15 protein-coding genes are annotated in these 12,606 nt (G+C 59.2%); 4 read left to right on the plus strand and 11 right to left on the minus strand.

What is annotated here, in order from left to right; translation table 11 throughout:
* Positions 1–6: 6 nt before the first annotated feature.
* The 8 genes from V6617_RS13975 to coxB form a co-directional block, all read right to left on the minus strand.
* Positions 7–828, minus strand: coding sequence for an SURF1 family protein (locus tag V6617_RS13975; RefSeq protein ID WP_338607570.1), 822 nt, complete (start codon positions 826–828; stop codon positions 7–9).
* A 130-nt stretch (positions 829–958) separates the two neighbouring features.
* On the minus strand, positions 959–1,345 hold the full coding sequence (locus V6617_RS13980; protein WP_338607571.1) for a DUF983 domain-containing protein: 387 nt from the start codon (positions 1,343–1,345) through the stop codon (positions 959–961).
* Between the two features lie 47 nt (positions 1,346–1,392).
* On the minus strand, positions 1,393–2,229 hold the full coding sequence (locus V6617_RS13985; RefSeq protein WP_338607572.1) for a cytochrome c oxidase subunit 3: 837 nt from the start codon (positions 2,227–2,229) through the stop codon (positions 1,393–1,395).
* Positions 2,230–2,246: 17 nt separating this feature from the next.
* Positions 2,247–2,786 (minus strand): cytochrome c oxidase assembly protein, encoded by a 540-nt coding sequence (locus V6617_RS13990; protein WP_338607573.1) that lies wholly within the window; start codon positions 2,784–2,786, stop codon positions 2,247–2,249.
* A 3-nt stretch (positions 2,787–2,789) separates the two neighbouring features.
* A complete protein-coding gene (locus V6617_RS13995; RefSeq protein ID WP_338607574.1) occupies positions 2,790–2,954 on the minus strand; it encodes a hypothetical protein in 165 nt (54 codons plus the stop codon).
* Positions 2,954–3,883, minus strand: coding sequence for a heme o synthase (locus V6617_RS14000; protein ID WP_338607575.1), 930 nt, complete (start codon positions 3,881–3,883; stop codon positions 2,954–2,956). Before V6617_RS14000 ends, V6617_RS13995 begins: the two co-directional genes overlap by 1 nt.
* 83 nt (positions 3,884–3,966) lie before the next feature.
* Positions 3,967–5,622, minus strand: a complete 1,656-nt coding sequence (gene ctaD / locus V6617_RS14005) for a cytochrome c oxidase subunit I (protein WP_338607576.1) — start codon at positions 5,620–5,622, stop codon at positions 3,967–3,969.
* Positions 5,623–5,649: 27 nt separating this feature from the next.
* Positions 5,650–6,555 (minus strand): cytochrome c oxidase subunit II, encoded by a 906-nt coding sequence (gene coxB / locus V6617_RS14010; RefSeq protein WP_338607577.1) that lies wholly within the window; start codon positions 6,553–6,555, stop codon positions 5,650–5,652.
* 318 nt (positions 6,556–6,873) lie between these two features.
* On the opposite strand from coxB, the gene V6617_RS14015 reads away from it, so the two are divergent.
* On the plus strand, positions 6,874–7,368 hold the full coding sequence (locus tag V6617_RS14015; RefSeq protein ID WP_338607578.1) for an invasion associated locus B family protein: 495 nt from the start codon (positions 6,874–6,876) through the stop codon (positions 7,366–7,368).
* Between the two features lie 161 nt (positions 7,369–7,529).
* Here the strand turns inward: V6617_RS14015 and V6617_RS14020 are convergent, their stop codons facing one another.
* A complete protein-coding gene (locus tag V6617_RS14020) occupies positions 7,530–7,736 on the minus strand; it encodes a DUF1127 domain-containing protein (protein WP_338607579.1) in 207 nt (68 codons plus the stop codon).
* Between the two features lie 146 nt (positions 7,737–7,882).
* Between V6617_RS14020 and V6617_RS14025 the strand changes: the two genes are divergently transcribed.
* Positions 7,883–8,794 (plus strand): LysR family transcriptional regulator, encoded by a 912-nt coding sequence (locus tag V6617_RS14025; protein ID WP_338607580.1) that lies wholly within the window; start codon positions 7,883–7,885, stop codon positions 8,792–8,794.
* Positions 8,795–8,798: 4 nt separating this feature from the next.
* Here the strand turns inward: V6617_RS14025 and V6617_RS14030 are convergent, their stop codons facing one another.
* On the minus strand, positions 8,799–9,383 hold the full coding sequence (locus V6617_RS14030) for a MarR family transcriptional regulator (protein ID WP_338607581.1): 585 nt from the start codon (positions 9,381–9,383) through the stop codon (positions 8,799–8,801).
* A gap of 96 nt (positions 9,384–9,479) precedes the next feature.
* Between V6617_RS14030 and V6617_RS14035 the strand changes: the two genes are divergently transcribed.
* Both V6617_RS14035 and V6617_RS14040 read left to right on the plus strand, forming a co-directional pair.
* Positions 9,480–10,433 (plus strand): ATP-binding cassette domain-containing protein, encoded by a 954-nt coding sequence (locus V6617_RS14035; RefSeq protein ID WP_338607582.1) that lies wholly within the window; start codon positions 9,480–9,482, stop codon positions 10,431–10,433.
* Positions 10,434–10,447: 14 nt separating this feature from the next.
* Entirely contained in the window at positions 10,448–11,209 is a 762-nt protein-coding gene (locus V6617_RS14040) for an ABC transporter permease (protein WP_338607583.1), read from the plus strand.
* A 1-nt stretch (position 11,210) separates the two neighbouring features.
* Here the strand turns inward: V6617_RS14040 and V6617_RS14045 are convergent, their stop codons facing one another.
* A complete protein-coding gene (locus V6617_RS14045; RefSeq protein WP_338607584.1) occupies positions 11,211–12,590 on the minus strand; it encodes a glutamate--cysteine ligase in 1,380 nt (459 codons plus the stop codon).
* Between the last annotated feature and the right edge of the window lie 16 nt (positions 12,591–12,606).

Consider the following 12,606-nt stretch of genomic DNA (forward strand, 5'->3'; position numbering starts at 1 on the left):
CGCACCCTAATTGTCCTTTTCCTCATGAGCAAGATTTCTGGGCCGGCGCTGACGCCACAGCCAGAAGCCGAGCATGATCGGCGTAATGACGGCAAACAGATACCAGGTGCCAGCATATTCAAGATGCCGGTTGGGAAAGGTAATCTGAGTTTCGCCGCCCTGCGGCAACTCGCCGGGTTCACCGGCGACCCTGTCGAGCGTGACCGGCGCTATCGGCCCGGCCGCATCATCGAGAAAAGCCGAGAGCCGTTCCGGGTTGCGGACCCATTCACGTCCCTCGGCAAGATCGGGCTCAGGGGTAAAGCTATTGGCCTGTTCGGGCCGGCGCGTGACCGCTTCGATCGTTACCCGCCCCTGGGGCGCGGCCCCGCCATCGGCAAAATCGGCGGCAGCAGCTTGGGGAACGAAGCCCCGATTGATCCAGACGATCCCACCATCATCGAGGAAAAAGGGGGCCATTACCCAGTAGCCCACGCCCCCATAGCGGCCTGCCGGATCGGGAACATTGGTAAAGACCAAAACCGTATAGGAGTTGTCGAAGGTGCCGGTCAGCTCAAACCGTGCATAATCCAGCTCTTGCGGATCGAGCGCGTCCCAGTCCTCTGACGCTGGGAATGGCTGTGGTGCAAGATCGAAGCGCGTTTCGACGGCCGCGATCAAGGCTTCCTTTTCCGCAAGGCGCTCGACCTGCCATGTTCCGAGCGCGATGAACAGCCCCATCAGGCCGACCATGAACACCACGAAGCTGATCTGGGTGAAACCCCAACGCGGCCGGGTCTGGCTGGCATCGGCCATCTGAGCATTCTCGCTTCTCTCTGAATCGCTCAAACCGTTTCCACTTTTGCTGGACACGCTCTAGAGCCGTTCAGGATTTGATTGAATCAAATCCTTGGCTCTAAACCCTTGCTTTGTCGCGTGTCCGAACCGCAAAACCGTTTCCACTTTTGCTGGACACGCTCTAGTCGTCGTCCCGTTCGCCCAGTTCACCGCCGGGCCGAGCGCCGGTCTTGTATTGCAAGTTTATCATCACGCCCTTGAAGGGCCGCAGCATCAGCAGCGACAGGATCAGGGTCATGGGCAACCAGATGGCCAATTGCGCGACTGCCGGCCATCCGAAAAGCGCATCGGTGATCAGCCAGCCTGCAATAACGATGGTGCCGACCGGAAACATGATGAGCACAGCGGGACCATCCCCGCTATCGGCGAAGGAAAAATCGAGCCTGCAGGCATCGCAGCTCTCGGCAACTGTGAGGAAGCCGGAAAAAAGATGGCCTTCGCCACAACGCGGACAGCGGCCCCTAAGTCCGGTCGCGAGTGGGGAAAGCCCCTCAGAATGTTCAGCCATGTGATATGCCGGGACCGCTTCAAGCGCTCCCGGCCTTTCCTTAGAGGTTAGTGGCCGCCGACGGTCGCGCCCCATGAGCCCCAGACGTAGATCGAGGCAAAGAGGAACAGCCAGACCACGTCAACGAAATGCCAGTACCAGGCAGCGAATTCGAAACCGAGATGCTGCTTGGGCGTGAACTGGCCGGCATAGGCCCGGATCAGGCAGACGAGCAGGAAGATGGTTCCGATGAACACGTGAAAGCCATGGAAACCGGTGGCCATGAAGAAGGTGGCGCCATAAATGTTTCCCGAGAACGAGAAATGGGCCTGCGTGTATTCAAGAACCTGGACAGTGGAGAACAGGGCACCGAGCAGTACGGTCAGGATCAGGCCCCATTTGAGACCCTCACGATCATTTTCCAGCAGCGCGTGGTGCGCCCAGGTGACTGTGGTGCCCGAAAGCAGCAGAACCAGCGTATTGAAAAGCGGCAAATGCCAGGGATCGAACACTTCGACGCCCTGCGGCGGCCAGACGCCGCCGGTAAAGGCGACGCGGCCGACCTGAGCGATTTCATCGGGGTAGAAGGCAGCTTCGAAATAAGCCCAGAACCAGGCAACAAAGAACATCACCTCCGAGGCGATGAACAGGATCATGCCGTAGCGATGGTGAAGCTGGACCACCGGGGTGTGGTAGCCGGTATTGGCTTCCTTGATGACGTCAGCCCACCAGGAGGCCATTGTGCCCAACACGCCAATGAGGCCTGCGGCAAAGAGCCAGGGCACGCCACCGTGCATCCACATGATGCCACCGACGGCCATGAAAAAGGCCGAAAACGAGCCGATAAACGGCCATGGGCTCAAATCTACCAGATGGTAGTCATGGTTCTTTGCATGGGCTGCCATGTTGGGTCTATCCCCCGTTAGGAATCGTGAAATGTATAAGACAGCGTAATCTGGCGGATTGTACGCAATTCAGAATTTTCGTCGAGGTCGGGATCGATAAAATAGGTCACCGGCATCTCGACGGTTTCATTGGGCGCAAGAACCTGCTCGGTAAAGCAGAAACACTCGATCTTGTTAAAATATATGCCCGTGTTTTCCGGCGTCACGTTGAAGCTTGCTGTCGTGCGCAGCGGTTCGTCGGACAGGTTGGTCGCGCGATAGGTAACCGTGGAGATGGTGCCGATCGCATTGGTCTCGACACTGGCCGGCACCACACGCAACGGAATGCCGCGATCGATCGTCGAATCGAACCGAACGGCCATTTCGCGGGCGATTACGCCCTTGGCGTTTTCCTCGGCCACCTGGGTGGTTCCGCCATAACCCGTTACACTGCAGAAAATGTTGTAAAGCGGCACGGAGGCAAACGAGAGCGCGAGCATGACGGTAGGGATGCCGACGAGCCAGCGTAGCATCTTCTTGTTGCCGCCCAGATCCGCATTGTGATGGATCGATGCCATGGTCTAGAGCTCCCGAACCATGACTTCGGGACCGATATTGACAATGGTGATCGCGTAAAAGATCGCGACCAGAACAGCCAGCACGATGCCGATGGCGATTGAACGCTTGCGGCGGCGCTTGAGGAAGGCTTCCCTCTGTTGTTCGGTCAAATTCTGCTCGACGGTCATCAGAGCACTCCAAACCATCTGATCAGGCCCACATCGGCCAGCAGCGCAACGAACAACACAAACAGGTACAGCAGGGAATAGGTGAAAAGGACGCGGGCCCGCCGCTTCATCTCGACGCCTTCGGCAAAGCGCAGACGAATGGCCAGAACAGAGAACGCGACGCCTAAAATTGTGGCTGGAATGGCATAGAACCAGCCCACAAGGCCGGTCAGGACCGGACCGAACCCTATCGCCGTGAGCAGGATGGTGTAGATGACGATCTGGTTCTGGGTGGCGCGCTCACCCGCGACATTGGGCAGCATCGGGATGCCGGCGGCCTCGTAGTCGCCCTTCTTGTAGAGTGCGAGCGCCCAGAAATGCGGCGGCGTCCACAAAAAGATGATCATGAAAAGAATCAGTGAGTCCCAGGAAACGCTGCCCGTGACCGCCGCCCAACCGATCATCGGCGGAAATGCGCCGGCCGCCCCGCCGATCACAATGTTCTGCGGCGTCGAGCGCTTGAGCCACATCGTGTAGATCACGGCATAAAAGAAGATCGTGAACGCCAAAAGCCCGGCTGCCAGCCAGTTTGTGGCAAGACCAAGCGTTGCCACGGAAAATCCGGCAAGCGTGACACCAAAGACCAGCGCGTTTTCGCCCGTGACACGACCCGAAGGGATCGGGCGGTTGAGCGTGCGGCTCATGATGGCGTCGATATCGGCATCGTACCACATGTTGAGCGCACCCGAGGCACCGGCCCCCACTGCGATACACAATATGGCGATGAACCCGATCACCGGATTGATACCACCAGGCGCCACCAGCATGCCCACAAAGCCGGTAAAGACGACAAGCTGCATCACCCGGGGCTTTAAGAGCTCCAGATAGTCTTCCACCTGCCCGCCCAGATCGACGGTTGTGGTCGGGTTGCTGTCGTCTGCGTAAGCCAATGTGAGGTTCCGGCTCGGGGTTCAATTCAAAGCGCAACCCGGTCTCCCGGGTTGCCAATGTTCGGTTCGGTCTTTCGCCGGGCTTACTTGAAGCGCGGCAGGGTCTCGAACTGGTGGAATGGCGGAGGCGAGCTCAAGGTCCATTCCAGGGTGGTTGCGCCTTCGCCCCAGGGATTGTCGGCGGCCTTGCGCTTTCTGGCAAAGGCCTCGAATACCGAGAAGAAGAACACGCCCATTGCCACCAGCGTCACGAGATACCCCCAGGACGAGACGCTGTTCCACAGCGCATAGCTGTCAGGGTAGTCGATATAGCGGCGCGGCATACCCGCCAGACCCAGGAAGTGCTGCGGGAAGAAGATCAGGTTCACACCAACGAACATGATCCAGAAGTGCAGCTTGCCCAGCAGCTCGTTGTACATCACGCCGAACATCTTGGGGAACCAGTAGTACCAGCCCGCAAAGATGGTAAAGACGGCGCCCAGCGAGAGCACGTAGTGGAAGTGAGCGACCACATAATAGGTATCGTGCAGAGCGCGGTCGGCGCCGGCGTTGGCCAAAACGACGCCCGTCACACCACCAACGGTAAAGAGGAAGATGAAGCCCACGGCCCAGAGCATGGGCGTGGTGAACCGCATCGAGCCACCCCACATCGTGGCGATCCACGAGAAGATCTTCACGCCGGTGGGAACCGCAATGATCATCGTTGCAGCGACGAAATAGCGCTGGGTGTTGAGCGAGATACCAGTCGTGTACATGTGGTGCGCCCACACGATAAAGCCGACCGCACCGATCGCGACCATGGCCATCACCATGCCCAGATATCCGAAGATGGGCTTGCGCGAGAAGGTCGAGATGATGTGGCTGATGATGCCGAAGCCCGGCAGGATCATGATATACACTTCAGGGTGACCGAAGAACCAGAACAGGTGCTGGAACAGGATCGGATCGCCACCGCCCGCCGGATCGAAGAATGCCGTGCCGAAATTGCGGTCCGTCAACAGCATGGTGATGGCGCCGGCAAGAACCGGAAGGGCCAACAGCAGCAGGAACGCGGTGACCAGCACCGACCAGGCAAAAAGCGGCATCTTGAACATGGTCATGCCCGGAGCACGCATGTTCAGGATCGTGGTGATGAAGTTGATGGCACCAAGGATCGAGGACGCGCCGGCCAGATGGAGCGAAAGAATCGCGTAGTCCATGGCCGGGCCGGGCTGACCCGAGGTCGAAAAGGGCGGATAGATCGTCCAGCCACCGCCGACACCCATGGCGCCCGGGGGGCCTTCCATGAACAGGCTCATCAGGAGCAGCAGGAAGGCGGGTGGCAGGAGCCAGAACGAAATGTTGTTCATGCGCGGAAACGCCATGTCCGGCGCGCCGATCATGAGCGGCACGAAATAGTTGGCAAAACCACCGATCATGGCCGGCATTACCATGAAGAACACCATGGTGAGACCGTGCGCGGTCGTGAAAACGTTGAACATGTGCTTGCCGGCATCGATCGAGGCGTCGCCGCCAACGCCATAGACCATCTGGGCCAGGCCGGGGAAAATCTGGATGCCCGGCTCGGCCAACTCCCAGCGCATGAAGCCCGAAAGCCCGCCGCCGATGATGCCGGCGACGATCGCGAAGATCAGGTAGAGGACGCCGATGTCTTTATGGTTGGTCGAATAGACCCACCGCTTCCAACCGGCGGGAGCTCCGTGTGCGGCATCGGAATGAGCTGCTTCAGCGTGTGCCATGTTCTTACCTTCTAATTCTCTTGCCGCTTACTGGATCGACGCCATCAGCGCAGTGTTGGCGTCGGCCAGGCTGCCTTCTTCCGCGGCCGCCAGCCATGTATCGAACTGGTCCTGCTCGACGACGCGTACCGCGATGGGCATGAACGAGTGATCCTTGCCGCAAAGTTCAGAGCACTGGCCATAGTAAATACCGGTTTCACGGGCATAGAACCAGGTTTCGTTGTTGCGGCTGGTGACCGCGTCGACCTTGATGCCGAAGGAGGGGACGGCAAAGGCGTGCAGCACGTCGGCGGCGGTGACGAGCACGCGGACCGTGGTGTTGACGGGAACAACCAGTTCGTTGTCGACGGCCAGAAGGCGTGGCTGGTCGGGCTTGCTGGCTTCGCGCTGCTCTTCATCGAGCATGATCGAAACGAAGTCGACGCCCTCGTCCATATACTCATATCCCCAGTACCACTGGTAGCCGGTCGCCTTGATGGTGAGGGACGGCTCGGGGACCTCGACGTCGCCGCCGAAAATCTGCGACCCGAGATAGGTACGCTCGCCATCCGGAATGGTCTGCTGATCGGCCAGAACGCCAAATGAGGGAATGGCGATCACAAAGAGAACCAGAACCGGAACCACGGTCCAGACGATCTCGATGAGCGTATTGTGCGTCACCTTCGATGGGGTTGGATTGGTGCGCTGGTTGAAGCGCACGATCACAACGATCAGCAGCACCAGAACGAGCAGCACGATCGCGGTGATGATCCACATCAAGAGGTTGTCATGGAACGCGATAATCGAATCCATGATCGGGGTAACCGCGGGCTGAAAGCCGATCTGACCTGGAACGGCATGACCGACCTGCTGAGCCGAGGCTATTGCCGGGATCAGCGCAAAAAACAGCGCGGCGAGTGAGGCTCTGACCAGACGGAAAGAAAATCCTGTCACCTGGACTTCTCCTGAACGTAATTTTTGTTATTGCGCTCCCTAGCATGTCCGCTCCGCGTGGCAAACGCCGCACGCTCCCGACTCATACTGGGGTGCCCGATTTTTCTCGTGGCAGCTAAACCACATGTTTTTGACCAAGGCAATTGGACTGGAGGTCACATTTCGTGCGTCAAATTGCGCCAATGGCGCCTTATGGGTGCCCCAGTTGTGGGATTTGTGCCCGGTTTGGCCCGCTCGTGTTGACAAGAACCGCCCTGCTGCCCGACACATCACAACAACCGCCCGCTTGCCGGGAACTGCCAGGAGACAATAGCTTTCATGCGCCATCTCGCACCACTTGCCGCCATTGTGGCCTCCCTTTGCCTCGCCGGCCCGGCAGCCGCGCAGGGCGCTGTCCGCTCCCAGCATGGAGATTGGCAGATGACCTGCGACCTGGTGCCCGGGGCGACCGAGGAGCAATGCGCGCTGATCCAGAACGTTACAGCCGAAGATCAGCCCAATGTTGCGCTTTCGGTGATCGTGCTCAAGACGGCCGATCAGGAAGCACGGCTGTTGCGCGTCCTGGCACCGCTGGGCGTACTTTTGCCGAACGGGCTCGGGCTCAACATAGACGGCGAGGATCTGGGCCGCGTCGCGTTCGTTCGCTGCCTGCCCAATGGCTGCGTTGCCGAAGTGGTCATGGATGACGAGTTGATGAGCCAGCTCTCAGACGGCGAGAATGCCATTTTCATTGTGTTCCGCACACCCGAAGAGGGAATCGGCATCCCCGTTTCGCTCAATGGATTCGACGAGGGCTTTGCCGCCCTGCCCTGACGTCCGGACACAAAAAAGCCGGACCGCAAGCGGCCCGGCTGGGGCTAGGAAACAAGGTCATAGGCAAAATCGACCCTGTTTCGGTCGGGCTCTCTTTGGACGGTCAGACGTACCGGCAAAATACGCCAAACCAAGAGCCCGATCAGGACTTCAGCAAGGGGTCACTGAAGCCATTGGGCTGCGCGCGCGTTGCGGCGCGCATCGAGAAGCTGGCCGGCGGCAGCACCGCCATGGCGCATTGCTTCTGCGATATCGTAACGGGTCAAACCCATATCGCTGAGCAGCGATGCATCCATCTGCATCATCGAGCGCAGCGTAGAACGGCGCATACCGGCACCGGAGCGGGATTTAAAATTGAACAGGGCCATGATCTTACTCCATCACCCCATCCACTCTATCGTTTTGATAGAGTTTAATGGGAGGCTTGTGTCTGACCGGTAGATAGGGGCTTGCCCTCCATTATTCAAACAAATAGATTTCATTCTCACGATCAATTTTTGTGATGGATTTGGCGATGGTCAGCCCCCTCGATCTGGATCAGTTGCAGACCTTCTGCGCCATTGCCGATTGCGGCAGCTTCACCGAGGCTGCGCGGCGGGTATACAAGACGCAATCGGCGGTTTCGATGCAGATCAAGCGGCTCGAAGAGCGGCTGGGACAGCCCTTGTTTCTGCGCGACGGACGCAAGGTTTCGCTGACCACGGAGGGCGAGGCGCTTTATGCCCGCGCCCGTCGCATGCTCAAGATCAACGCCGAGATCGTCGACATGTTCTCCAAGGACGATCTGGTGGGTAATATCCGCTTTGGCGTGCCTGACGATTATGCGGTCAAGCTCTTGCCGGTGATCCTGTCGAGCTTTCAGCGCACCCATCCGCGCATTACCGTCGACGTGCGCTGCCAGCCCTCCGAGGAGCTTTTGGCCGGTATGCGGTCGGGCCGGTACGACATCATCGTTTTCACGCAAGGGACCATGCATGAATTCGGCGAATTGTTCCGGACTGAAAAGATGTACTGGGTGGCAAGCCATGGCGGTCGCGCGCTGGCGTCCGATCCCCTGCCTCTGGCTTGCGGTCCGTCCTACTGCACATGGCGGGCCGATGCCGTCGAGGCGCTCAACCGCATCAACCGCGATTTCCGCATTGCCTATACCTCCTCTAACGCCACGGCGATTTCGTCGGCGGTCCTCTCGGATCTCGCTGTCGGATTTCTGCCCGAAAGTGCATTGCAGCCGGGGATGCGAGTGATTTCACAGGAACAGGGCCTGCCGCGCCTCAACGAGGCGCAAATCGCTCTGTTGCGTGCATCCCATGCCTATGGCGGAATTTACGACGCCCTGGCGACCCATATCGTGGAAAGCATGGGAAACCTTCCCGGCTCTTTTTACGCACGCGACGAAGCGACAGCCGAACCATCGGCCGCCGAGTAGCCGATCAGTCCTCGAACAGGTCCGGGGATACATCGATTCCCTTGTGCCGCGCAGCGCGAATAGTGGCCGTCATTGCCCTTGTGTCACGCTCAAAGGCGCGGGCTTCCACCAGTCGATCCTCCGGAGCGGCATTGGCGGCCGGCAGGTGGAGTTCGAGCAGGCGGGCGCGCTCGTTGTTTACCGCGGTGCTTATGGCCAGGTAGCGCAAAACCGCCTCAAGCTCGGCCTCGGAAAATCCCGAGGTCATCAGGGCGCCAATCTCTGCGAACTGCCCGAATATCCGCGCGACAATCGTTCTGGTGAACGGAGTCAGCTCGACCCAGATCTTGCGCCGGTCGGCTTCGTCGCGCTTTCGCACAATATATCCGGCCGTTTCCAGACGGTCGATGAGGGCCGTCACGGCCCCCGTGGTCAGGCCCGCCTGCTCGGCCAGTTGACCGGCCGTCATTCGCTGGTTCTGGTCGATCAAATCGAGGCAGCGTCCGTCGGTCCGGTTGATGCCGAGGAACCGGTTCATGACTTCATCGAAGCGCGCATTGGCCACCTGGTCCAATCGCACGGCCTGAGAGAGACGCCCTCCAATCGACATCCGGCTTGACACTCCATTATCTTGATCGCTAAGATAATTATATATCAAGTTATCTCCATGGGCCAGCTAAAAATGATGACAGAGTTTCCGGAGACGATGATTTCAGCATACGGGCTGAAGCGGGTTTACAAGACAGGGAAATCGGAAATCAACGCAGTTCGCGGCGTCGATCTTACGGTCAAGCGGGGCGAGATTGTCGGTTTTCTCGGGCCAAATGGCGCCGGCAAGACAACAACGCTCAAGATGTTGTGCACGCTACTCGAACCCACGGACGGATCGGGCACCGTTGCCGGTTGCGATCTGCGCGCCGATTCCGAAGGCGTGCGGCGGCGTATCGGTTATGTTTCGCAGTCAGGCAGCACACTGGGCGATGCATTGGCGGGCAACGAGATCGTCGACCATGCGCGGCTCTACGGCATCGACAGGAAAACGGCGATTGAACGGGGCAAGGCGCTGCTCAAGGCCCTCGACCTCGAGGGTATCTGGGATCGCAAATGCAACGCGCTTTCAGGCGGGCAGCGGCGGCGACTCGATATCGTCATGGGCCTGATCAACGAGCCGATGCTGGTGTTTCTCGACGAACCCTCTACCGGACTGGACCCGCAGAGTCGCGCCAATTTATGGGGCCACATCAGCAAATTGCGCGATGAGATGGGCACCACCGTGTTTATCACCACCCATTATATGGACGAGGCCGACCAGCTCTGTGACCGCATCCTCGTCATGGATCACGGCGAAATCGTCGCCGAAGGCACGCAGGCCGAGCTCAAGAAGAAGTTTTCCGGCGACATGGTGAGCATAACAGTGGCCGAAGAGACCCATGTTGCCGTCGCGGCCGAACTGGCCGCACAGCTTGAAGGGGCCGACACTCCGACCATCGAAGGGTGCACGGTCAGCCTGCATGTGCCCGAGGGCGGTTCGGTATTGCCGCGCCTCTTGCGTGAACTCGACCACAAGGGCGTCGAGATCATCGGCGTGGAGCTCAAGCGCCCTACCCTCGACGATGTATTTCTGACCCTCACCGGGCGCTCGCTGCGCGAAGCGGCGTAAGGGAGACCGCGGCAATGCGCTACTTAAACGAGACCCTTGTCGTCTTCCAACGCCAGCTTCGCCTGTCGCTGGCCAACCCGACATGGATGGCCATTTCCATTCTTCAGCCGATTCTCTATCTCACCCTGTTCGGGCCTTTGCTCGAGCAGGTTGCGGCGACGCCGGGCTTTCCGCCAGGTGACGCCTGGGCTGTTTTCGTACCGGGACTGCTGGTCCAACTCGGCATTTTCGGTGCTTCGTTCGTGGGCTTCGGAATCATTGCCGAATGGCGGTCCGGGGTCATCGACCGGATGCTCGTCACTCCGGCCAGCCGGTGGTCATTGATCGGCGGGCGCGTACTGCACGATACGCTGATGGTCATGGTGCAGGGCGCCATTCTGGTGGCTGCCGCGACGCTGATGGGCTTGCGCGCGCCGCTTGAGGTCATCATCCTGGGGCTTATGCTGGTGGGGCTTCTGGGCGCCGCGTTTTCAGCCATCTCTTATGGAGCGGCGCTCTCGCTCAAAAGCGAGAATGCCTTTGCCCCACTCATCAACATGTTTGCGCTGCCCATCCTGCTGCTCTCGGGCATCTTGCTGCCCATGACGCTGGCTCCGGGCTGGTTGCAGATCGCCTCCGATTTCAACCCGATCAAACATGTCGTTGATGGACTGCGCACCGTCTATCGCGGCGAAATCCTTGCCCCGGAAACGTTGCTCGGTTTTGCCATCGCGCTGATTTTCGTTCTGATCGGCGCCTGGTTTGGCGCACGGGTGTTCAAAGCGCAGACAAAGTAGTTCAGGCGGCGTGGCGGGCCATGCCGTAGTCGGAAAAGGCACGGCTGATATCGCCGTTCCACTCGCCGCGATAGAGGTCCAAGAGGCGCTCTGCAGGCGTCTTGCCGGTCTCGATCGTGTAATCGAGGGGCTTGAGGAACACGGTTTCGTCGGCCCCTTCCCAATTGAGTTTGTTGCGGGCCTTGAGCCCGGATCGCGCAATCGCCAACGCCTGTTTGGCGATATCGAACAGGGTACCATTTCGGAACGGCGTCTTGAGCCCCAGACGCGGGACCTCGTCGCGCAGCCTCTGGCGCTCCTCGTCGGTCCAGTCCCTGACCAGATCCCAGGCCGCATCGAGTGCAGTCTGATCGTAGAGCAGCCCGACCCAAAAGGCGGGAAGCGCACATATGCCCTGCCAGGGTGCCCCATCGGCGCCGCGCATTTCGAGGAACTGTTTCATGCGCACTTCGGGAAAAAGGGTGGACAGATGGTCTTCCCAATCCTTGATGGTTGGAAGTTCACCCGGCAATTGCGGGAGCTTGCCATCAAGGAAGGCGCGGAAACTTTCGCCGGCGCAATTGACGTATTCCCCCTTACGGATGACGAAATACATCGGCACATCGAGCGCATAATCGACATAGCGCTCAAAGCTCATGCCGTCCTCGAACGCAAACGGCATCATGCCGGTACGATCCTTGTCGGTGTTGAGCCAGATATGGGAGCGGAATGAGAGAAGGCCGTTCGGTTTGCCCTCAAGGAATGGCGAATTGGCAAACAACGCCGTCGCCAAAGGCTGCAGCGCCAGGCTAACCCGCATCTTCCTCACCATATCCGCCTCGGACGCGAAATCGAGGTTGACCTGCACGGTGGCCGAGCGGAACATCATGGAGGTGCCGAGCGTGCCGACCTTTTCCATATAGGGTTTCATGATGCCATACCGGCTCTTGGGCATGACGGGTATTTCATCGAGCGTCCATGTGGGCGTTACGCCAAGACCGAGGAAGTCGATACCCATCGGATCGGTGAATTTGCGCAAGAGTTTCAGGTGCTCATTGGCCTCGGTGCAAGTCTGGTGGATGGTTTCCAACGGCGCACCGGAAAGCTCGAATTGCCCGCCAGGTTCGAGCGAAATCGCGCCGCCGCCCAAGGGGTTGTTGAGGCCGATTACCTTGTCGCGATCATAATAGGGAAGCCATGCGGTTTCAGCCTGCACCTTGTCGAGCAGCGCTCCGATGCCACGCTCGCCCTCATAGGGGACGGGCCGATGGTCGTCGCGATAGAAAGTGAATTTCTCGTGCTCGGTTCCGATCCGCCAATCGGACTTTGGCTTGTTGCCGCGCGAAATCGCCTCGATCAACTGGCTTTTGGATTCGATCGTGGGCGAAGGCGTGTCGGCCATAGAATACCTCAAGAAA

It is taken from the genome of Pelagibacterium nitratireducens, assembly GCF_037044555.1.
Classification (GTDB): domain Bacteria; phylum Pseudomonadota; class Alphaproteobacteria; order Rhizobiales; family Devosiaceae; genus Pelagibacterium; species Pelagibacterium nitratireducens.

Coding starts and splice junctions, on each gene's coding strand:
- V6617_RS14040 (WP_338607583.1), top strand. CDS start 10,448: ATGCGCTACTTAAACGAGACCCTTGTCGTCTTCCAACGCCAGCTTCGC.
- V6617_RS14025 (WP_338607580.1), top strand. CDS start 7,883: ATGGTCAGCCCCCTCGATCTGGATCAGTTGCAGACCTTCTGCGCCATT.
- V6617_RS13995 (WP_338607574.1), bottom strand. CDS start 2,954: ATGACCGTCGAGCAGAATTTGACCGAACAACAGAGGGAAGCCTTCCTC.
- V6617_RS14020 (WP_338607579.1), bottom strand. CDS start 7,736: ATGGCCCTGTTCAATTTTAAATCCCGCTCCGGTGCCGGTATGCGCCGT.
- V6617_RS13985 (WP_338607572.1), bottom strand. CDS start 2,229: ATGGCAGCCCATGCAAAGAACCATGACTACCATCTGGTAGATTTGAGC.
- V6617_RS13980 (WP_338607571.1), bottom strand. CDS start 1,345: ATGGCTGAACATTCTGAGGGGCTTTCCCCACTCGCGACCGGACTTAGG.
- V6617_RS14030 (WP_338607581.1), bottom strand. CDS start 9,383: ATGTCGATTGGAGGGCGTCTCTCTCAGGCCGTGCGATTGGACCAGGTG.
- V6617_RS14045 (WP_338607584.1), bottom strand. CDS start 12,590: ATGGCCGACACGCCTTCGCCCACGATCGAATCCAAAAGCCAGTTGATC.
- V6617_RS14035 (WP_338607582.1), top strand. CDS start 9,480: ATGATTTCAGCATACGGGCTGAAGCGGGTTTACAAGACAGGGAAATCG.
- ctaD (WP_338607576.1), bottom strand. CDS start 5,622: ATGGCACACGCTGAAGCAGCTCATTCCGATGCCGCACACGGAGCTCCC.
- V6617_RS14015 (WP_338607578.1), top strand. CDS start 6,874: ATGCGCCATCTCGCACCACTTGCCGCCATTGTGGCCTCCCTTTGCCTC.
- V6617_RS13990 (WP_338607573.1), bottom strand. CDS start 2,786: ATGGCATCGATCCATCACAATGCGGATCTGGGCGGCAACAAGAAGATG.